Genomic DNA, 20,580 nt, shown 5'->3' on the forward strand with positions numbered 1-20,580 from the left:
TTCGAAACAGCAAGAATGAAATATACTACGATACGATACGGAGTTGCCGCCGCGTTGGTTTTTGCCATCGGATGCAGCAGTTCCAGACAAAGCAATTTCGCAGGAAAAGACAAGCTTCCCATAGACCGAAAAGTAGATTCCGTATTAAAGCTGATGACCCTAGAAGAAAAAGTGGGCCAGATGAACCAATACAACGGCTTTTGGGATGTTACCGGTCCCGTTCCTAAAGACGGACAAGCTGCAAAAAAATACGAAAACCTAAAAAAAGGATTAGTAGGCTCCATGCTGAATGTCCGCGGTGTTAAAGACGTACGAGCGCTGCAAAAAATTGCCGTAGAAGAAACCCGACTAGGAATTCCGCTTATCTTCGGATTCGATGTCGTTCACGGCTATAAGACAGTCAGCCCTATCCCCTTGGCAGAAGCCGCTTCATGGGATCTCGAAGCCATGAAAAAATCAGCAGAAATTGCCGCAGCCGAAGCCGCCGTCTCCGGATTGAACTGGACATTTGCCCCAATGGTAGATATCTCCAGAGATGCCCGCTGGGGACGCGTGATGGAAGGCGCTGGCGAAGACCCCTACCTAGGAAGCCAAATCGCTATCGCAAGAGTCAAAGGATTTCAAGGCGACAAGCTCGATGAATTTCACATTGCAGCCTGCACCAAACACTTTGCAGGATACGGTTTTGCCGAATCCGGACGCGATTACAACACAGTCGATATCAGCGACAACACTTTGCACAATATCATCCTTCCTCCTTTCAAAGCTACAGTCGATGCAGGCGTGCTCACTTTCATGAACTCTTTTAACGAATTAGAAGGAATTCCTGCTACTGGAAACGCCTACCTTCAAAGAAACCTGCTCAAAGGCGAATGGAAATTCGACGGCTTCGTCGTTTCCGATTGGGGCTCTATGGGCGAAATGATTGCTCATGGCTATGCCAAAGATATGAAGGATGCCGCTATGAAAGCCGCAAATGCAGGCTCTGACATGGACATGGAATCTTACGGCTACCTAAACCACCTTGTAACACTAGTAAAAGAAGGCAAAGTTTCCGAAGACAAAATCAACGATGCCGTACGAAGAATCCTAAAAGTAAAATTTGAATTAGGCCTTTTTGAAAATCCCTATAAATACTGCGACGAAAACCGCGAAAAGCAAAACATCGGGAAAAAAGAATTTCAAGACGGTGTTTTAGACATGGCAAAAAAATCTATCGTACTTCTGAAAAACGAAAACAAGCTCCTGCCGCTTAAAAAATCAGGACAGAAAATCGCCGTAATCGGAGCCCTAGCCAACGACAAGACCAGCCCGTTAGGAAGCTGGAGAATTGGTGCCGACGACAATACCGCTATTTCCTTTCTGGAAGGTATGGCAGCCTACAAAGGAAACCAGATTACCTATGAAAAAGGTGCCGATGTAGCTCTAGGAGAACCTAGATTTATGGTAGAAACAAAAATAAATACGACCGACAAGAGCAGTTTTGACAAAGCCATCGCGGCCGCAAAACAAGCCGATGTAGTCATTATGGTACTAGGCGAACACGGACTGCAGACCGGCGAAGGAAGAAGCCGAAGCGATATCACGCTCCCTGGCGTACAACAAGAACTCCTCGAAGCCGTATACAAAGCCAATCCAAATATAGTGCTCGTCTTGCAAAACGGACGTCCATTAGCCATTCCGTGGGCAGCAAAAAACATTCCCGCTATTGTCGAGGCCTGGCATTTAGGAACCCAAAGCGGACACGCCATTGCACAAGTCCTATACGGAGATTACAACCCTAGCGGCAAGCTGCCGATGACTTTCCCTAGAAATGTAGGACAAGTGCCAATCTATTACAACTACAAGAATACAGGAAGACCTTCGACAGACAATCCGGAAAGCGTTTTCTGGTCGCATTATACCGACATCGAAAATACGCCCCTATACCCTTTCGGACATGGACTGAGCTATTCAACTTTTGAATATTCCAACCTAAAGCTCGATACCAAATCATTACAGAAAAACGGAAAAATTAAAGTCACTGTAGACGTAAAAAACACCAGCAGTGTTGATGGTAAAGAAGTCGTGCAATTATACATCCGAGATTTGGTCGCTAGCGTAACGCGCCCGGTAAGAGAATTAAAAGGCTTTGAACTGGCCGAAATAAAAGCCGGACAGACAAAAACCGTTTCCTTTACAATCGACGAAAAAACCATCGAGTTCTATTCTGCCAACAAGATCTGGGAAGCAGAAGCCGGAGATTTCCAGCTATTTGTCGGTGGCAGTTCTACAGCAACCCTTCAGGCAGACTTTAACTATTCCAACTAAAAAAAGACGTATGAAAAAAACTGCAATCCTACTACTGCTTACAAGCTGTTCCGTTTTCGGACAGGTCAAAAAAGGAAAGCTCCTTTGGGAAGAAAGCTTTGACGGCAATAAACTAAACGAAAAAACGTGGAATTATGAGCTAGGCGACGGCTGCCCGAACATCTGCGGCTGGGGAAACAACGAACGCCAGATCTATACCACCGAAAACCATAAGCTGGTTGATGGCAAGCTGATCATTACCGTAAAAAAAGACGGCAATAAATACACCTCTACCCGCATCACCACGGCCGGAAAAAAAGAATTCAAATACGGCTATATGGAAACACGCGCCAAACTTCCCGTTGGACAAGGAATCTGGCCAGCATTTTGGATGTTAGGCTCCAATATCAAACAAGTCGGATGGCCAAAAAGCGGCGAGATTGATATCCTAGAATACATCGGAAAAGAACCCGATATGGTGTTCACGACACTCCATACACAAGCCAATCACGGCGACAAAGCCAGTTCGCACAAGACCAAATTCGAGAATATCGAAGAAGGCTTCCATACCTACGGCGTAGATTGGACCAAAGAAAAAATGGATTTTTATGTAGACGGCACCCTCGTCTTTACTTTCAATCCAAAAGACAAGACCGAAGACGTTTGGCCGTTCAACCAACCCTTCTATTTTATCCTAAATGTAGCCGTTGGAGGAAACTTTGGCGGTCCAGAAGTAGACGATTCCATCTTTCCACAAGAATTTATCATCGATTATGTTCGAGTATATTCGAACAAATAATTTTTTGTTCAGGTTTTGAGTTAGTAGCAATCGCAGGGAATTCGTTTCCTGCGATTGTTTTTTTATATAGAAATTCTATACTCTTTATAGTTCCATAAGAAAATTTGATGATGCATTTGGTTCGTATTATAAAAAAGCTGTAATTTTGCTTAACGGTGTTAAACAATTTAATACTATACAAAAAATGGCAAGCAAAGATCGAATTTTAAGACAAAAAGAAGAGACCAGGCATAACATCCTGGATGCTGCCTATTATATTGTGAAGGAAGAAGGATGGCAAGGTTTGAGCATGCGAAAAATCGCAGACCGCATCGAATATACCGCCCCAATCATTTACGAATACTTTTCAAACAAAGAAGCCATACTACATGAACTCACCAAAAAAGGGTTCGTGTGCCTGTCAACAAATCTTGAAAAAGCAAAAACCATATCAGCAGATCCGGCCGAACAGCTAGAAGAAATGTGGATGGCGTATTGGAATTTTGCTTTCGAAGACAAAGAACTCTATCAGGTAATGTTTGGTGTCGAAATGACCTGCTGTATGCAACGCGTTCCAGAAGCAGAAGTCCCTTTCAAACTATTTACGGAAGCAATTGCCGAATTGATGAAAGGACAAAAGCCGACAGACGATGTCATAAAACAAAAGTATTTCACTTTTTTCTCAGTAATCCACGGACTGATTTCAATCAATATTGTAGGCAATGGGCTGGCATCAAGTATCAATAACCAGATACTTAAGGATGCAATCGGAGGAATCATTAAATCAATTCAAGTAGTAGAAGCCTAATTTTTTTGACTTTTACTTAACGCTGATAAATGATTTAATAACAATAACATAAAGTATCACCCTTTTTTTTAACCCGATACTTAACAGTGATAAATAATTTAATGCTAATCTATAACAAATAGATAAGCCAACAAATCTATACATTTTTTCGTCTTATCACTTAACGATGTTAGATAATTTAATAAGGTTTAATTATAATTTTTTACAATGATTAAGAACAAACTAATACTTATGACAATGTAGCGGGTTCGTAGTCGTGATCCTGTTTCCCAGAAGAAACACTTCACAAAAATGATATAAAATGGTTTATAAAACAAAAAGAAAGTAAAAACACCAGCTTCTAAAATAGCCGGTCCTATTTAAATCACTTACAAAAATGTATCGCAACAAAAACCAAGAATCAATCAAAATGTTCAACAAATTCAAAAGTCAAAAAAAAATGAAAAATATAATTCTAACCAGCCTAGTACTCGCTGTTGTACTAATAGGATGCTCCGATAAAGCCGCGCAACAAGCCGCAGTTCCTGCTCCAACATTGCCAGTATACGCCATCCAAAGCGAAAACGCAACCACAGATTCAGAATATCCAGCTTCTATCCAAGGAACCGTTGACGTAGAAATCCGTCCACAAGTAAGCGGTAACCTAGAAAAGATATTCGTAGACGAAGGCGCTTTCGTTTCTAAAGGACAGCCCCTATTCAAAATAAACGAGCAGCCGTATCGCGAGCAACTAAACAACGCCCTTGCTAGTCTTCACGGAGCCGAAGCCGCTTTGATCAATGCCCAATTAGAAATTGACAAACTAACACCATTAGTTCAAAACAAAGTCGTTTCAGAATACCAATTAAAAACAGCTAAAGCATCACACAGAATCGCTTCAGCCAATTTAGACCAAGCAAAAGCAATGGTAGGTTCAGCAAAAATCAACTTAGGCTATACTACAATCACTGCCCCAGTTAGCGGTTACATCGGAAGACTTCCAAAAAAACAAGGAAGCCTAGTTTCGCCGGCCGATATCGAGCCTTTGACAAAACTTTCTGACGTACACGAAGTCTATGCCTATTTCTCACTTGGAGAAACAGATTTCATCAACTTCAAAGCACAATACTCAGGAAACACCATCAATGACAAGATCAAAACTCTGCCGCCAGTTTCCCTAATATTAGCAGACAACAACGCCTATGCTCAAACCGGAAAAATTGATATGGTAGACGGCCAATTCGACAAAAACACAGGAGCCATCACGCTTCGTGCCACCTTCCCTAATGCAAACGGAACCTTACGTTCTGGAAACACAGGAAGAGTCCGTTTAGGAATCAAACACAACGATGCCATCCTAGTACCGCAATCCGCAACCATTGAAATGCAAGATAAAGTTTTCGTGTTTACCGTAAACAAAGAAAACAAAGTAACCAAAGCACCAATTACAATCATAGGCAAAAGCGGTACAAACTACCTTATCAAAGATGGCGTAAAATCAGGCGATCAAATCGTATTAAGCGGTATCGACAAACTTCAAGAAGGCCAGGCAATCCAACCTGAAAAATCCACTAAGATTGCTCAAGTAATTAACAAAAAATAATTTCACGAAAATGTTCAAAATATTCATACAGAGACCTGTATTAGCCACAGTTATATCCATTTTATTGGTGATATTAGGCGTACTAGGACTTACAAAATTGCCCCTACAACAGTTTCCAGACATTGCGCCCCCATCCGTATTGGTAACCGCAGTCTATCCTGGAGCCAATGCCGAAACCGTTTTGCGTTCGGTAGCACCATCGCTAGAAGAATCCATCAACGGTGTCGAAAACATGACATACATGAGCTCGACTGCCAGTAACGACGGTACCCTAGCCATTACCGTTTTCTTTAAACTAGGTACCGATGCCGACCAAGCAGCCGTTAACGTACAGAACAGAGTAGCACAAGCCACGAGCCAGCTGCCAGCAGAAGTAGTACAACAAGGCGTTATTACCGCAAAACAACAAAACAGTTTTATCATGGCCATCGGTATGTATACCGAAGACGAAGCCAAATACGACCAAACCTTTGTTGCCAACTATGCGCAAATCAACATCATTCCAGAAATCAAGCGTATTCCTGGAGTCGGTTCCGCTTCCATCTTTGGAGGTACAAAAGACTATTCCATGCGTGTTTGGTTAAACCCAACACAAATGGCAACCTACAACGTAACGCCAACCGAAGTAATGGCTGCGATTCAAGACAAAAGCTTAGAAGCCGCACCAGGTAAATTTGGAGAACGAAGCAAAGAAGTTTTCGAATACGTTATCAAATACAAAGGAAAACTAACCAAGCCAGAAGACTACCAAAACATTGCGATCCGTTCCAATGCCGACGGTTCTATCCTTCGCCTAAAAGACGTGGCCAGAGTAGAGCTTGGCGCCTATTCCTACAACAGTTTGACCCGTTTAAACGGAAACAAAGGAGTCGTAATCGGTATCATCCAATTAGCAGGTTCCAACTCAAACGACATTCAGGTAGCCATCAACAAATTGATGGTCAAAGCATCCAAAGATTTCCCAAAAGAAATAAAACACAACATATTTTACAGTACAAAAGTATCATTAGACCAATCAATTGAACAAGTTGAACACACCCTATTAGAAGCATTTATACTCGTATTTATTGTAGTTTTCCTTTTCCTTCAAGACTTTAGATCAACCCTGATTCCAGCAATTGCAGTACCAGTAGCCATTTTAGGAACATTCTTCTTCATGCAGCTATTTGGATTCTCCATCAACCTATTGACACTTTTCGCTTTAATCCTAGCGATCGGTATCGTGGTCGATGATGCCATTGTCGTCGTCGAGGCCGTGCATGCCAAGATGGAACACAAACACCTGTCTCCAAAAGTAGCAACACACGAAGCCATGCACGAAATTACAGGCGCTATTATCTCGATTACCCTAGTAATGGCCGCCGTATTCCTACCCGTAGGTTTCATGGAAGGCTCCACAGGAGTATTCTACCGTCAGTTTGCCTTTACCATGGCAATCGCCATCGTAATCTCGGCAATAAACGCCTTGACATTAAGCCCTGCCCTTGCTGCCCTATTCTTAAAAGAAAACCATACAGCACACGACGGAGACGAACCATATGCCAAACCAGGATTCAAGCAAAAATTCTTCAACGCATTCAATACTAGCTTTAACTCTTTAACCAATCGTTATGTAGGCGGACTTAAATTCCTAATCCGTCACAAATGGGTAAGTTTAGGCGGTTTAGCAGTGATTACCGTTGCAACAGTCATTATGGTCAACAGAACTCCAACAGGATTTATCCCAACAGAAGACCAAGGATTTATCGCCATTGCAGTAAACACCCCTTCAGGAACATCCCTTGACGGAACCCAAAAAGTAATGACAGAAGCCGAAAACATGCTAAAAGGCTTAGAATCATCACGATTTGTAACCGCAATCTCAGGTTTCAACCTATTGACAAACTCTACAAGCCCCTCTTCAGCAGTTGTTTTCGTATTGCTGAAACCAAATGAAGAACGTGGAGACGTTAAAAATATAGACGAAATAATGGGTCAGGTTCAAGGCAAATTAGGCGCCATCTCAGGAGGAAGTTTCTTCGTATTCAGTTTCCCAACCGTACCTGGGTTCAGTAACGTAGAAGCCCTAGATGTAGTATTGCAAGACAAAACAGGCGGCAAGCTCGATAAATTTAGCGGCATCTCGCAAAACTTTATCGGAGAACTAATGAAACGCCCAGAAATTGCAGTAGCCTTCACCTCTTTTAAAGCCGATTATCCACAATTGCAATTAGACATCAACGATGAAAAAGCAGACCAATTAGGCGTAAAAGTAAAAGACATATTGCAAACCATGCAAGCCTATTTTGGTAGTGCCCAAGCCTCCGATTTCAACAGATTCGGAAAATACTACCGAGTAGTAGTCCAAGCAGATATTGCCGACAGAGCAGACCCATCGACCATTGATCGCGTATTCGTAAAAAACAAAAATGGCGAAATGGTTCCGATAAATACCCTAGTAAAACTAACCCGTATTTACGGTTCCGAAACCGCTTCACGATACAACCTGTTCAACTCCATTTCAATCAACGCCATTCCAAAACCAGGTTTCAGCTCCGGAGACGCCATCAAAGCAATCGAAGAAGTAGCGGCACAACAATTGCCAGCCGGATACAGCTATGAATTTTCAGGACAAACCCGTGAAGAGATTTCTTCTGGAGGACAATCAACAACGATTTTCCTATTGTGCTTGGTATTCATCTATTTCCTACTTGCAGCACAATACGAAAGCTATATCCTGCCGTTAGCAGTAATCCTTTCTATCCCAACCGGAATCTTTGGAGTATTTGCAGCCATCGGTTTGACAGGCATCCAAAATAACATTTACGTACAAGTAGCGCTCGTCATGCTTATCGGACTGCTCGCCAAGAATGCCATCCTGATCGTAGAATTTGCAGTACAAAAACGAAGATCAGGCCAAGCGCTAGGCAAAGCATCCATCGACGCAGCCAAGCTACGTCTGCGACCAATTATCATGACCTCGCTAGCCTTCGTCGTAGGACTGATTCCGATGATGAGTGCCACAGGACCATCTGCCCAAGGTAACCACTCCATCAGTATTGGTGCTGCAGGAGGTATGCTATCAGGAGTAATCCTAGGACTGTTTATCATCCCGGTATTATTCATAATATTCCAATATTTACAAGAAAAAGTTAGTGGAAAACCAATTGCCGTAATCCATAACGAAGAAAAATAAAAAATGAAAAAGTACATCAATAAATATGTCGCTGTCTTGGTACTGCTTACCACCCTTACAGCATGTAAAGTCTCGAAAGACGTCGAGACTCCAAAAGACGCCCTGCCAGAAAACTTTAGAAATACCACTTCTACAGACACCACGAGCATTGCCGACCAAAGCTGGAAAGAATTCTTCACAGAACCCTCCCTGCAAAAGCTGATCGACAGCGCCATCGTGAGGAACAACGACCTGCTGGTAGCCCAAAAAAATATCGAAGCCGCGCAATGGCAATTGACACAGTCCAAATGGGGCAACGTACCCAAAGTAAACTTCCAAGCCACTGCCACATCCACCCGTCTGTCAGACAACAGCCTGAACGGATTAAGCACCAGCACTTTCCTAAGAAGAAAGCACGTCGAAGACTACAATGCCGCGTTGAACCTATCATGGGAAGCCGACATCTGGGGCAAGATCCGCAACCAAAAACGAAGCGCCTTGGCAGAATACCTACAGTCCGCAGAAGCCAAAAAAGCCCTGCAGACCACCATCGTAGCCAATGTTTCCAAAGGATTTTACAACCTTCTGATGCTCGACGCCCAATTAGAAATTGCCAAAAAGAACCTCACCCTGAACGACAGTACCCTGTTTGTCATCAACCTGCAGTACGAATCCGGGCAAGTAACCTCATTGGCAAAACAACAAGCAGAAGCACAACAATCAGTAGCCGCACAGCTAATTCCTGAACTAGAGCAAAACATCGCTATTCAAGAAAATGCCCTGAGCACGATCACCGGAACCTTCCCGAGTGCCAAAGAAAGAAAAACCACGCTAGGCGCCATTGCCCTAAAAGAAAATGCAGCCGCAGGTATTCCCTCCTCTTTAGTAAGCAGAAGACCCGACGTTAAGAATGCCGAGCTGGCCCTAAAAGCCGCCAACGCAAAAGTAGGAATCGCAAAAGCCAGCCTCTATCCGACCCTGAACATTACCGCCGCCGGAGGACTCACCTCTTTCGAAGCCAGCAACTGGTTCAACACCCCAGCCTCCCTTTTCGGGACCGTGGCCGGAAGCCTTGCACAGCCCCTGCTGAACGGAAAAAGACTAAAAGCCCAATACGAAATCTCTAAAATAGAAAGAGAAAAAGCCGTAATCAACTTTAGACAATCCGTACTCGTAGCCGTAGGCGAAGTCTCAGACGCGCTCGTAAAAGTCGAAAAACTAAAAGAACAACAAGCCATAGTTGCCGGCCGTGTAGCCACGCTGCAAAAAGCCGTGAAAAACGCCGACATGCTGTTCAAAAACGGCATGGCGACCTACCTAGAAGTTATTGTAGCACAAGGCAATCTGCTGCAAAGCGAATTAGACCTCGCATCCATAAAACGCTCTAGCCTTGAGGCAGACGTTGAACTTTACCGCTCCCTAGGCGGCGGCTGGAAATAACAGCCCATTCATAATTCCCTAAATCAATTGCCTGATATTTACCCGTCAGGCAGTTGATTTTTTTATTTCTAAAAACCAATACCTTTTTTAAAATAGCTTAATTTTATAAAGTAAATCAATTATATGCAGGACACTTTCTTCTTTCAAGCAATGATCTATCTGGCAGGAGCCGTCATCATGGTTCCCATTGCCAAAAGACTCGGCCTCGGTTCCGTTTTAGGATACCTGCTTGCCGGAGTGATCATAGGACCCGCCTTTTTGGGCCTCATCGGTACCGAAGGCCAAGACATCATGCACTTTGCCGAATTCGGCGTTGTCATGATGCTCTTCGTCATAGGCCTAGAACTAGAACCCGACCGCCTCTGGAGAATGCGAAAAAAAATAGCAGGAATGGGCGGCATACAAGTCGCAGGAACCACAATAACACTCACCGCTATTGCCCTGGCCTTCGGATTCGACTGGAAAACAGCCCTCGTGCTCGGAATGATTATCTCCATGTCTTCAACAGCCATCGTAATGCAGACCCTCGACGAAAAAGGCTGGATGAAAACCGTAGCCGGACGAAGCTCCTTTGCCGTATTGCTTTTCCAAGACATCGCCATCATTCCCATGCTCGCCATATTGCCCCTCTTGGCCAATAAAGCCCTACAGAACAATACCGTGGCGGCCCATGTCACACTAATGGACTCCTTCCCTAAATGGATACAAGCCCTTTTGGTACTCTCCTCCGTAACCCTCGTGGTCCTATCCGGAAAATACCTGCTTCGTCCCATCTTCCACGCCATGGCAAAGACTAAAATGCACGAAATGTTTACCGCAATGGCACTCCTTGTCGTAGTAGGCATTGCCGTACTGATGACCTCCGTCGGACTCAGCCCTGCCCTAGGAGCCTTTTTGGCCGGTGTCATGCTCGCCAACAGCGAATACCGCCACCAGCTCGAAATTGCCATCGACCCTTTCAAAGGACTCCTCTTAGGACTCTTCTTCATATCCGTAGGAAGCTCCATCGACTTTGAGCTCCTCCTGTCCAAGCCCCTCCAGATTATAGGATTAGTAGCAGGCATCATGGCTATCAAGATTACCGTGCTCTATTCCCTAGGCAAATTTTTCAAGGTCGGATACTCACAGAACTTTATTTTCAGTTTCGGACTCAGCCAGATTGGCGAATTCGCCTTCGTGCTGTTAAGCTTCTCCCTGCAAGAAAACATACTCAGCAAAGAAATAACAGACCTCATGATGGCCGTAACAGCCCTTAGTATGGCCTTTACGCCCCTGCTGATGATGTTCAATGAAAAAGTACTGATGAAATCCAAATGCTCGATGACCGGCAGCGAAGAAGAAGACGAAAGCGATGTAGACCATGAAAGCAACCCCGTCATCATTGCAGGCTACGGACATTTCGGAAACACGATCGGACGTTTCCTTCGCGCCAACAACATCCAAGCCACCGTACTCGACAACAACAGCGACAATGTCAACCTCCTCCGAAAATTAGGCTTCAAGGTCTATTACGGAGACGCCTCCCGCCACGACCTCCTTCAGATTGCCGGAGCCGGAAGAGCCCAAGTCATCGTCATTGCCATAGGAAACCGCGAAAAAAGAATGGAGATGATCGAGATGGTCAAAAAACACTTCCCGAACCTCTACATCCTAGTGCGCTCCGAAAACCGCGACGATGCCTACGATCAGATGAATGCCGGAATCATGCACATCTACAGAGAAACCCTCGATACCAGCCTGCGTGTCGGCATCGACGTGCTCAAGCTATTAGGACACAGCAGCTATGAAGCCACCCGTTCCGCAAAAACCTTCTTTACCCACGACGAAAAAACGCTCAAGTACCTCGCCAGCATACGCAACCAAGACGAATACATTAGCGCCGTCCGCGAAAAGATTGAAGAACTCGAACGCGTCATCCTAGCCGACCGAGAAGCCATGTCCCTCGAAAACGCAGAAAAAACAATGCTCACATAAAAAAAGCCCCAAGAAACCTTGGGGCTTTTTTATATAAGTAAATTAGAAATTCATTTCATGTCTTTAGAAACTTCTTTCATGTCTTTAGAAACTTCTTTCATGCCTTTAGAAATTCATTCATGTCTTTAGAAACTCTTTTCACGCCTTTAGAAATTCATTTCATGTCTTTAGAAACTCTTTTCATGCCTTTAGAAACTTCTTTCACGTCTTTAGAAACTCTTTTCATGCCTTTAGAAACTTCTTTCACGCCTTTAGAAATTCATTTCACGTCTTTAGAAACTCTTTTCGCGCCTTTAGAAATTCATTTCACGTCTTTAGAAACTCTTTTCGCGCCTTTAGAAATTCATTTCATGCCTTTAGAAATTCATTTCACGCCTTTAGAAACTCTTTTCATGCCTTTAGAAATTAATTTCACCTCTTCAGAAATTCATTTCACCTCTTTAGAAACTCTTTTCACGCCTTTAGAAATAAATTTTATCCCTAAAATCGATGCACAGCCGCAAAAATTAATGAGGCAAATTGTCTTTTAACAAGCCATAAAGAAATGTTCCGATCAAGGCACCCAAAAGAACAATCCCTATTCCGTAAAAGCCAGCCCCGATTAAGATAAAGATAGGTCCCGGGCAAGTACCGATCATTCCCCAGCCCAATCCGAAGATAGTGCCCCCGATGATGTAATTCTTAAAGCCCTTTTCCTTATCCGCAATCTGTATCGGCTTGCCGTCAAGCCCGATAACATTATTCCTCTTATAAATCTGGATGCCAATAACACCCACCACAATAGCCGTCATAATAATTCCGAACATATGGAACGACTGGAATTGGAACATCTCATAAATACGGTACCAAGAAACCGCCTCCGATTTAGTCAAAACGATTCCGAACAAGATACCAACAAGCAAATATTTTATAAATTTCATCGTACAGATATAATAGAATTATTTTCTTTTCCCCTTCACCTCCGGCTCTGACCCTGACAGGGTTCCAAACCCTGTCAGGGTCAAAGATCAAAAGATAATTAAACTTAAAAAATCAAAGGCAATAAAAAATGCGCCGCTATCAAGCCGCCCACAAAAAAACCGATAACCGCTATCAAAGAAGGCAATTGCAAGTTGCTCATCCCCGTAATCGCATGGCCCGAAGTACATCCCCCCGCATATCGAGAACCAAAGCCTACCAAAAGACCTCCGAAAAGCAAAAACCCAAAGATTTTTGGCGTAAAGATGGTTTCCTTAGAAGTAAAAAGTTCCGGAAGCAAATTGCCATGAGGCGCATCAATATTCATCTCATTCAACTGCGCTACAGTAGCCGGATTCAAGTTGACCCCAGAACCATCGCTCAAATAATGCACGGCGATAAAGCCCCCGATCATCGCACCAAGCACGACAACCAGATTCCAGCGCTGCGCTTTCCAGTCAAACCTAAAAAAATCAGAAAACTTTCCCGCTCCAGAAATAGAACAAAGCGTACGAAGATTAGAAGACATACCAAACGTCTTCCCGAAATAAATCAAAAGAAGCATCACAGCCCCAATCAAAAATCCCGAAATATACCAAGGCCAAGTGCCATAAAAACTATACATAGCTGAAAATATTTACGCAAAAATAACAATTCGCTCCCACTCTTCCGTAATATTCCGCCTTAAAATAGAACCCAATTAAAATAAACATTTAATTTTGGTGCAGAATTACACCCTACATACAATGAAAAAATTTGCAATCGAAATCAAATGGGGCATCCGATACACTTTCTGTTATCTGGCATGGGCCATCCTTGAAAAATCTTTAGGTATTTATGGAGAAAACATGAGCTTTTATATGCTCTCTTCCCTACTATTTTACCTTTTTGCAGCACTCATCTATACCCTGGCCCTAAAAGAAAAAAAGACCCACTATTTCAATGGCAGCATGGACTGGAAACAAGGCTGTGCCACCGGACTCTACATGACCATTGTAATCGCCCTGCTCATGCCGCTGACACAAGCTTCATTGCATGAATTAATTGCCCCTGAATTTTTTGAGAACATGATAAAAGCCTCAAAAGACAAAACCAGCGCGGCAACCTATTTTAATTTGAAAAGCTATATCATACAAAGCATCTTTTTTGCGTTATCTATAGGCATGGTAATTTCGGCTATCGTAGCCTATTTTGTCCAAACTAAAAAAACAAAATAAATGAAAACCAAATCTTTCATACTAGCACTATTCGTCGGAATACTTACAGTTTCCTGCGTAAGTACCCGCTCGACAATCAAAAACATCGACGACAATGCCCCAGAACCTATCCTGACCAAAGACGGCTGGTTTCTTTTAACCGAATTTAGCAAGGACAAAAAATACGGCTACGACAAAGACTATCCGATCAACGTATTCTACAAAAGCGTTGCCGACGAAGACATCAACCCGAAACGCTTTCTAGATGCCCTCACAGGTCCCAAAGGCGAAACCATAAGCTATAAAAAAATAGAAAGCTGCTGTCCCTTCCCTTCCAAAAGAAACGAAATGGGCGCCGGACTCTTAGACATTTATGAAATCACGTGGCCCGGACTAGCAAAGCCCATCCGCCTCTACTTCAACATCTACGAAAAAGGCTATCTCTTTGTCCCAAAAGGATTCGGACTCAAGAAAAGCCAATAACAAACCAACACGAACACGCTGCTCAAAGTACGTTCGTGTTTTTTTATGCCTCAAAAATTCTATTTCAAAACCCTATAATACAACAGAAAGTCTAAAAAAATTCAATTTAGAAAACAACAAAACAAATTACCTATAAATCCCTGTCTTTTTGCTTCTTAAACTTTTAACAGAATTTATCTTTCGATTAATATTATTTGTAAATTTGCGCTTTCAAAAACAACACTTATGAATCTACAAGATATCCCAAAAATAAAGCACCTAGACAGCAATAACTTTTTCCTTTTAGCAGGACCTTGTGCCATCGAAGGCGAAGAAATGGCGCTTCGAATTGCCGAAAGATTAGTTGAAGTCACAAACAAACTAGAAATCCCTTACGTATTTAAAGGCTCCTTCAAAAAAGCAAACCGTTCCAGAATAGACAGTTTCTCTGGAATCGGCGATGAAAAAGCCCTAAAAATTCTAAGAAAAGTTTCCGAAACTTTTGACGTTCCGACAGTTACAGACATCCACACTAACGAAGACGCCGCTATGGCAGCAGAATATGTAGATGTGCTTCAGATTCCTGCCTTTTTAGTACGCCAAACCGATTTAGTCGTTGCCGCCGCTAATACAGGAAAAACCGTAAACCTTAAAAAAGGACAATTCATGAGCCCTGAAAGCATGAAACATGCCGTACAGAAAGTATTGGATTGCAACAACCAAAAAGTAATGGTAACCGACAGAGGAACCATGTTTGGCTACCAAGACATGATTGTAGACTACCGCGGTATCCCGACCATGCAGCAATACGCTACCACAGTATTGGACGTAACCCATTCGCTACAACAGCCTAACCAATCAGCAGGCGTGACTGGAGGAAGACCAGACATGATCGAAACCGTTGCAAAAGCTGGAATTGCCGTAGGCGTTGACGGAATCTTTATCGAAACCCATTTCGATCCAGCAAACGCAAAAAGCGATGGCGCTAACATGCTAGACCTTAAATATTTTGAAGGACTCATGACAAAATTAGTAGCCATCAGAAAAACCGTAAATAATTTTTAATACTAATATCCCTCATTTTGAAACATCCATTCCTAATGGGTGTACTAACTTTTTTTTGTGCTTTTTCACAGTACACCTTTGCCCAAGAACTGGCAACAAGTCCTGAAAAATACACTGCTCACAACAAAGGAAAATTCTTTATCTCTTGGGGTGGCAACAGAGAATCTTACACAAAATCAGACATTACTTTTAAAGGCGATGGCTATAATTTCACAGTCAACGACGTGAAAGCACACGACAAGCCAAAAGGGTATCATCTTGATTATTTGAACCCTGCAAGAATGACCATTCCTCAAACCAACTTGAGAATCGGGTATTTTATCAGCGACCATTACAACGTTTCTATCGGCGTTGACCATATGAAATATGTAATGACACAAGGCCAAACTGCCAATGTAAATGGAGAAATCAACCTTCCAGAATCGGAAGCAGGATCAATCCACAACGGTATCTATGACAACAGACCGACCGTAATGTCAGAAGACTTTTTGAAATTCGAGCATACAGACGGATTGAACTACGTGCACGCACAAATTAACCGTGTTGACGATATCTCAAGATTTTTCCACCTTCCAAACACAGACAAATTCCAAATTAATTTGACAGAAGGTGTCGGCGGCGGATTTTTATACCCTAAAACCAACGCAACCCTGTTGAGCAAGCAACGTCACGACGATTTCCATGTTTCTGGATACGGACTTTCTGCACAAGTAGGACTCAACTTGACATTCTTCAAGCACTTTTATATCCAAGGTGAACTAAAAGGAGGCTATATCGACATGCAAGACATCAAGACCACTTCTAGCAATGCTGACAGTGCATCGCAACATTTCGGATTCTTCCAAAGAATTATTACTGTTGGCGGTATTTTCAGGCTGTAAGCACTTTGAAAAAATAATTTAAGATCCCTCGAAATTTTCGAGGGATTTTTTTTGCTATTACATTTTATTTACTTTACTTTGTTGCTCAAAGTACTTTATATGGAGACAAACAAATATCTTAATGACATTACAGAAATCAAGAACATGATGAATCGTTCTTCTCGATTTCTTTCGTTAAGCGGCTTATCAGGAATTTTAGCCGGAGTTTATTGTTTAATCGGAGCCTGGCTTGCCTATCAAACGATATACACCGATTCGAATAATGTAGGTTCCTATAAAAATTTAGTCCTTACAGAAGATGCCATGAAAAGGCTTTTTGCAATCGCATTTATCGTAATACTGTTCTCCCTGCTTACCGGAATTATACTGAGCATCAAGAAAGCAAAAAAAGAAAACGAAAAGATCTGGGATGCTTCCTCAAAAAGACTAATCATCAACTTTGCTATTCCGTTGGCGACTGGTGGTTTTTTTATATTATTCCTTATTGAAAAAGAAATCTATGGCTATGTAGCGCCATTAACGTTGATTTTTTACGGACTGGCTTGCGTAAATGCCAGCAAATACACTTTAGGCGATGTCCGCTATTTAGGAATTACACTGATTATCATTGGCCTAGCTTCCTCTTATTTTATAGCTTATGGATTGTTTTTCTGGGCTTTAGGATTCGGTATCTGCCATATTTTTTACGGATCGATGATGTATTTCAAATATGAAAAAAACTAAAATTATATTTAAAACTTTACAAATAGTATCTTTGGCCCGACTCAGAAAAGCACAGAAATAATTAAACTGCTCACTATTATAACTTGAAAAACATCATCCAAAATATCAACAAAGCTTTTGACCATAGGATCAGACTCGGAATCATGTCTATTCTTATGGTAAACGAATCTGCCGATTTCAATATGCTGAAAGAGCTTTTGGGTGTCACTGACGGTAATCTGGCCAGCCATACCAAAGCATTGGAATCTGAAAATTATATTTCCATAGAAAAACAATTCATCGGAAAAAAACCAAACACAAGATATATCGCTACCAAAGAAGGAAAAAAAGCCTTTAAAGAACATATTGATGCTCTTGAAAAATTGATCCAAAAAAGCTGATGCTTTTTTTTATCTTTTTACTTTGAAAAACAAAGTACTTTACAAAATAAAAATACTGCCCTATGAAAGATTTATTTATCGAAAAGCTTTATGAAATAAGTAAAAAGCCTTACCAAAAGTTCTTTAAAAAAGGCGAACCTTGGACAATCAGCCAAAAGGAACTGCTGCAACTGCCTGAAGAATCTCTAGGATTCCATCTTGGCTGTTTTCTGTTGAAATACAATTTCGAAATCCAGCCGAAATTAGAAAATCATGACGTATTCCATGTACTGACCAATACGGGCATTTCAGTCCCGGAAGAAATCGGCATGCAGTATTTTTTATACGGTAACGGCAAACGCAGCTTTTATTTGTATATGGTGCTAGTAACTGGAACCTTCTTCTACCCTGCCAAAATCAGCTACTTCAAAAGCCAATACCAAAGAGGAAAGAATGCCTTGATATTCCATAGTCTTGACTATTCAAAAATGCTAAATATTCCTTTAAATACAATACGTAACACATTTAAAATCATATAATCATGGATAATGAAATAACTCAAGAAAACTGGTGGAAAAGAAATTGGAAATGGTTTGTTTCCCTGCTCGCTTTTATTTTGGCAAGCCTGATTCTAGCGTATGCCATAACTCAGGGCAACTTTAAAGATATGGCACAAGCCTATAACGATACGACGCTTTACACCAATGCAATAGACCAAGCAAATAACAATGAAGAAGTCATCCAAATTCTTGGAGAAATCGGGCCTTTAGATAATCTGGCAATTTTAGAAGGAAGCACCAAATATTCCAATAACAACAAATCTGTTTTTGCCACCGTGCGGATAAGAGGAAAAAAGAAAAGAGGAAGAATGGACATTGCTGCCCAAAAAGTAAATTCAGAATGGATTTACGAGATGATTAAAGTCCGAATTGAGAAATCAACTCAGATAATAATGGTCAAAGAGTAGTTAAAATAACTATTCCAGCGACTGTAAGGCTCAAAATAGACCTATGTCGCCGGAATAATAATTAAGTATTTTACTTTTCTAATTCACGAACCGTAATATAATTATCGTCTTCCATTTTCCAAGAATCGCCTTTGACCTTGATGGTTTCACCAATCTGGACAGAACGGTATTGCTTCGGGTCTTTTAGATTCGGGATGCTGATTGTGGCATAATAAATTTTGCCGTCATCAGTGGTCAGGATAGCCGTATAACCGTCTTTTCCTTTGTTTATTTCGCCGACTTTTCCTTGAACAGCGACGGTTTCTACTTTTTCTTCTTCTTTTCCAGCTTCTGTAGCATCAGGAGTTCTGATTTTCACGACTTCGGTACCGTCTTCCTTTACAGCAGCTTTTTTATTTGAATTACAGGCCGCTACAGTTATAGCCGCTCCAAGCACAACTAATTTTACAAATTTTCTTTTCATGATACTTATTTTTTTATAAAGGTAGATATAGGTTTGCTAAAAAACGAACAAATCAGCTACAAAAAAAGCCCCGATACTTCGAGGCCATTTTTTATTCTCCGTCAACAAACGGCTGTAGGTATTTGAATCTTTCGGTGAGTTTTCCGTTTTCCGTCATTTTGGCACGCTGTAATATTCCGTCCTTATCGCCATTGAAAAAAGCAGGAATAACATGCTCCATGAACATCTCTCCAAATCCTTCGCTAGCATCTTTAGGCAGTTCGCACGGCAGATTGTCAACCGACATGACTACGATAGCAGCCGGATGGAACACATCCACTTCTTTATGTTCGCTCGGAAGATAACCAAATAAAGGGTCTGCTATTGTAGAAGCTTTGATCGTTGCCGCAATAGGACCATCTACATCACAAGAAATATCGGCTATAACCTTAATTTTATTGTCTTTTGAATTGAGCATTTCTCGCGATAAGATTACCGGAGCGCCATTGCCATAGAAGTGGCCGGCCATGAAGATATCGGCTGCTTGCGAAAAGCGTTCGAAATCGGAAGTATAGTCTTGCGGATTGGCATAAAAATCTTCTTTATCAAGAAGCTTACCGTCTATTCGTTTGTTATAATCCAAAACATCAATTTGCGTATAGACCGGTCCAGAATAATTTTTAGACAGGAAATGTTCTGGAGTAACCTGTTTTATTTTCATCCCGTCAAGGATTTCTTTAGCGCCCATACCTACTTTTCCGTGGCCTGTCAGCACAATCTTGATGGGCGGCAGCGTCTGTCTTCTCAATCGAGCAATCAAGTCATCTTTGCTCGATAATGTTTCCGCTTTCGGAAGATTAAACAATTCGAATTTAATTCCGAACGCTCTTATTCCGTTGTAAGCCCCTACGATTCCGGCATATCTTCCAAAACCAATAAGCCTTTTATAATTGGCATCTACTATGGTCTCGTGATCGTATAAATCGATCTTTTTTTCTAGGATTGCCTGCAACAGTTTTCTGTTATGAGGCTGTTTTTTGATGGTATGCGAAAAGAAAAAATATTTTTTGTTTGGAATCAGCCACTCTAAAGGAACTTCTTTTACTCCAAAAAGCACGTCGCAATCAGAGACATCCTCTGTAACCTCTAGTCCCAGTGATTTGTATTCTTCGTCCGTAAATACCCTGATATCAGAGCTTTCGACTTTTAGCTGTGCTTCTGGATGTTCCTTAAGCAATCTTGATGCTTCTTCTGGTGTAAATACGACCCTCCTGTCAGGCGGGTTTTTTCTTTCCTTAATAATTCCGAATTTCATATTAGTTTTTAAAAAAGTAAAGGGTGGTCTTTAATTTTATCGCGAGATGATTAATAGTATCGCAATAATTTAACAAAATCATAATATTGAACGATTTGTTATAACTACAACGATATAATTTGTTCCAAATATAACATTAACTCAAAAGCCATGCAAGACATTTACGTAGAAATAATGCTGCATTTTTT

Annotated in this window: 20 protein-coding genes; 16 read left to right on the forward strand and 4 right to left on the reverse strand. The window is 41.8% G+C overall.

Annotated features, from left to right (window positions below; all coding sequences use genetic code 11):
- The first annotated feature begins 15 nt into the window (after positions 1–15).
- The 8 genes from bglX to CLV94_RS11320 all read left to right on the forward strand — a co-directional run bounded on the left by bglX (position 16) and on the right by CLV94_RS11320 (position 12,555).
- Complete coding sequence (gene bglX, locus CLV94_RS11285; protein WP_121376585.1) at positions 16–2,310, forward strand: beta-glucosidase BglX; 2,295 nt, start codon at positions 16–18, stop codon at positions 2,308–2,310.
- A 10-nt stretch (positions 2,311–2,320) separates the two neighbouring features.
- Positions 2,321–3,088: a glycoside hydrolase family 16 protein gene (locus tag CLV94_RS11290; protein WP_121376586.1), complete on the forward strand. Its 768-nt coding sequence runs from the start codon at positions 2,321–2,323 to the stop codon at positions 3,086–3,088.
- A 184-nt stretch (positions 3,089–3,272) separates the two neighbouring features.
- The gene (locus CLV94_RS11295; RefSeq protein WP_121376587.1) at positions 3,273–3,875 is read left to right on the forward strand and encodes a TetR/AcrR family transcriptional regulator; all 603 of its coding nucleotides are present in this window, start codon (positions 3,273–3,275) and stop codon (positions 3,873–3,875) included.
- A gap of 439 nt (positions 3,876–4,314) precedes the next feature.
- Positions 4,315–5,457: an efflux RND transporter periplasmic adaptor subunit gene (locus CLV94_RS11300; RefSeq protein WP_211331194.1), complete on the forward strand. Its 1,143-nt coding sequence runs from the start codon at positions 4,315–4,317 to the stop codon at positions 5,455–5,457.
- Between the two features lie 10 nt (positions 5,458–5,467).
- A complete protein-coding gene (locus CLV94_RS11305) occupies positions 5,468–8,632 on the forward strand; it encodes an efflux RND transporter permease subunit (RefSeq protein WP_121376588.1) in 3,165 nt (1,054 codons plus the stop codon).
- A gap of 3 nt (positions 8,633–8,635) precedes the next feature.
- Positions 8,636–10,051, forward strand: a complete 1,416-nt coding sequence (locus CLV94_RS11310; RefSeq protein ID WP_121376589.1) for an efflux transporter outer membrane subunit — start codon at positions 8,636–8,638, stop codon at positions 10,049–10,051.
- 123 nt (positions 10,052–10,174) lie between these two features.
- A complete protein-coding gene (locus tag CLV94_RS11315; RefSeq protein ID WP_121376590.1) occupies positions 10,175–12,025 on the forward strand; it encodes a monovalent cation:proton antiporter-2 (CPA2) family protein in 1,851 nt (616 codons plus the stop codon).
- 119 nt (positions 12,026–12,144) lie between these two features.
- Positions 12,145–12,555 carry a hypothetical protein gene (locus tag CLV94_RS11320; protein ID WP_147406622.1) on the forward strand — a complete coding sequence of 137 codons (411 nt, stop codon included), beginning with the start codon at positions 12,145–12,147 and terminating at the stop codon, positions 12,553–12,555.
- Here the strand turns inward: CLV94_RS11320 and CLV94_RS11325 are convergent.
- On the reverse strand, positions 12,532–12,945 hold the full coding sequence (locus CLV94_RS11325) for a DUF6691 family protein (protein WP_121376592.1): 414 nt from the start codon (positions 12,943–12,945) through the stop codon (positions 12,532–12,534). The two genes, CLV94_RS11320 and CLV94_RS11325, sit on opposite strands and share 24 nt — an antisense overlap.
- A 104-nt stretch (positions 12,946–13,049) precedes the next feature.
- A complete protein-coding gene (locus CLV94_RS11330) occupies positions 13,050–13,607 on the reverse strand; it encodes a YeeE/YedE family protein (protein WP_121376593.1) in 558 nt (185 codons plus the stop codon).
- A 121-nt stretch (positions 13,608–13,728) separates the two neighbouring features.
- Here CLV94_RS11330 and CLV94_RS11335 point away from each other — a divergent pair, with 121 nt between their 5' ends.
- From CLV94_RS11335 to CLV94_RS11370, 8 genes are all read left to right on the forward strand, one after another.
- A complete protein-coding gene (locus CLV94_RS11335; protein WP_121376594.1) occupies positions 13,729–14,199 on the forward strand; it encodes a DUF4199 domain-containing protein in 471 nt (156 codons plus the stop codon).
- Positions 14,200–14,661 carry a 2-dehydro-3-deoxyphosphooctonate aldolase gene (locus CLV94_RS11340; protein ID WP_121376595.1) on the forward strand — a complete coding sequence of 154 codons (462 nt, stop codon included), beginning with the start codon at positions 14,200–14,202 and terminating at the stop codon, positions 14,659–14,661.
- Between the two features lie 225 nt (positions 14,662–14,886).
- Positions 14,887–15,705, forward strand: coding sequence for a 3-deoxy-8-phosphooctulonate synthase (kdsA, locus tag CLV94_RS11345; RefSeq protein ID WP_121376596.1), 819 nt, complete (start codon positions 14,887–14,889; stop codon positions 15,703–15,705).
- A 35-nt stretch (positions 15,706–15,740) separates the two neighbouring features.
- The gene (locus CLV94_RS11350) at positions 15,741–16,586 is read left to right on the forward strand and encodes a hypothetical protein (RefSeq protein WP_121376597.1); all 846 of its coding nucleotides are present in this window, start codon (positions 15,741–15,743) and stop codon (positions 16,584–16,586) included.
- 99 nt (positions 16,587–16,685) lie between these two features.
- The gene (locus tag CLV94_RS11355; protein ID WP_121376598.1) at positions 16,686–17,309 is read left to right on the forward strand and encodes a hypothetical protein; all 624 of its coding nucleotides are present in this window, start codon (positions 16,686–16,688) and stop codon (positions 17,307–17,309) included.
- A gap of 83 nt (positions 17,310–17,392) precedes the next feature.
- Positions 17,393–17,689: a winged helix-turn-helix domain-containing protein gene (locus CLV94_RS11360; RefSeq protein ID WP_121376599.1), complete on the forward strand. Its 297-nt coding sequence runs from the start codon at positions 17,393–17,395 to the stop codon at positions 17,687–17,689.
- Between the two features lie 62 nt (positions 17,690–17,751).
- Positions 17,752–18,207: a hypothetical protein gene (locus CLV94_RS11365; RefSeq protein ID WP_121376600.1), complete on the forward strand. Its 456-nt coding sequence runs from the start codon at positions 17,752–17,754 to the stop codon at positions 18,205–18,207.
- Positions 18,208–18,209: 2 nt separating this feature from the next.
- Positions 18,210–18,635, forward strand: a complete 426-nt coding sequence (locus CLV94_RS11370) for a cytochrome c oxidase assembly factor Coa1 family protein (RefSeq protein WP_121376601.1) — start codon at positions 18,210–18,212, stop codon at positions 18,633–18,635.
- Positions 18,636–18,705: 70 nt separating this feature from the next.
- On the opposite strand, the gene CLV94_RS11375 is transcribed toward CLV94_RS11370, so the two are convergent.
- A complete protein-coding gene (locus CLV94_RS11375; protein ID WP_121376602.1) occupies positions 18,706–19,098 on the reverse strand; it encodes a hypothetical protein in 393 nt (130 codons plus the stop codon).
- A 91-nt stretch (positions 19,099–19,189) separates the two neighbouring features.
- The gene (locus CLV94_RS11380; protein WP_121376603.1) at positions 19,190–20,392 is read right to left on the reverse strand and encodes an NAD(P)-dependent oxidoreductase; all 1,203 of its coding nucleotides are present in this window, start codon (positions 20,390–20,392) and stop codon (positions 19,190–19,192) included.
- Between the last annotated feature and the right edge of the window lie 188 nt (positions 20,393–20,580).

Source organism: Flavobacterium endophyticum (assembly GCF_003634455.1).
GTDB lineage: Bacteria > Bacteroidota > Bacteroidia > Flavobacteriales > Flavobacteriaceae > Flavobacterium > Flavobacterium endophyticum.

Bases quoted from the DNA above. Each gene is read 5' to 3' on its own strand.
- bglX (WP_121376585.1), top strand. From the start codon at position 16: ATGAAATATACTACGATACGATACGGAGTTGCCGCCGCGTTGGTTTTT.
- CLV94_RS11325 (WP_121376592.1), bottom strand. From the start codon at position 12,945: ATGAAATTTATAAAATATTTGCTTGTTGGTATCTTGTTCGGAATCGTT.
- CLV94_RS11350 (WP_121376597.1), top strand. From the start codon at position 15,741: ATGGGTGTACTAACTTTTTTTTGTGCTTTTTCACAGTACACCTTTGCC.
- CLV94_RS11365 (WP_121376600.1), top strand. From the start codon at position 17,752: ATGAAAGATTTATTTATCGAAAAGCTTTATGAAATAAGTAAAAAGCCT.
- CLV94_RS11305 (WP_121376588.1), top strand. From the start codon at position 5,468: ATGTTCAAAATATTCATACAGAGACCTGTATTAGCCACAGTTATATCC.
- CLV94_RS11310 (WP_121376589.1), top strand. From the start codon at position 8,636: ATGAAAAAGTACATCAATAAATATGTCGCTGTCTTGGTACTGCTTACC.
- CLV94_RS11295 (WP_121376587.1), top strand. From the start codon at position 3,273: ATGGCAAGCAAAGATCGAATTTTAAGACAAAAAGAAGAGACCAGGCAT.
- CLV94_RS11370 (WP_121376601.1), top strand. From the start codon at position 18,210: ATGGATAATGAAATAACTCAAGAAAACTGGTGGAAAAGAAATTGGAAA.
- CLV94_RS11315 (WP_121376590.1), top strand. From the start codon at position 10,175: ATGCAGGACACTTTCTTCTTTCAAGCAATGATCTATCTGGCAGGAGCC.
- CLV94_RS11335 (WP_121376594.1), top strand. From the start codon at position 13,729: ATGAAAAAATTTGCAATCGAAATCAAATGGGGCATCCGATACACTTTC.
- CLV94_RS11355 (WP_121376598.1), top strand. From the start codon at position 16,686: ATGGAGACAAACAAATATCTTAATGACATTACAGAAATCAAGAACATG.
- CLV94_RS11290 (WP_121376586.1), top strand. From the start codon at position 2,321: ATGAAAAAAACTGCAATCCTACTACTGCTTACAAGCTGTTCCGTTTTC.
- CLV94_RS11320 (WP_147406622.1), top strand. From the start codon at position 12,145: ATGTCTTTAGAAACTCTTTTCACGCCTTTAGAAATTCATTTCATGTCT.
- CLV94_RS11330 (WP_121376593.1), bottom strand. From the start codon at position 13,607: ATGTATAGTTTTTATGGCACTTGGCCTTGGTATATTTCGGGATTTTTG.
- CLV94_RS11375 (WP_121376602.1), bottom strand. From the start codon at position 19,098: ATGAAAAGAAAATTTGTAAAATTAGTTGTGCTTGGAGCGGCTATAACT.
- CLV94_RS11380 (WP_121376603.1), bottom strand. From the start codon at position 20,392: ATGAAATTCGGAATTATTAAGGAAAGAAAAAACCCGCCTGACAGGAGG.
- CLV94_RS11340 (WP_121376595.1), top strand. From the start codon at position 14,200: ATGAAAACCAAATCTTTCATACTAGCACTATTCGTCGGAATACTTACA.
- kdsA (WP_121376596.1), top strand. From the start codon at position 14,887: ATGAATCTACAAGATATCCCAAAAATAAAGCACCTAGACAGCAATAAC.
- CLV94_RS11300 (WP_211331194.1), top strand. From the start codon at position 4,315: ATGAAAAATATAATTCTAACCAGCCTAGTACTCGCTGTTGTACTAATA.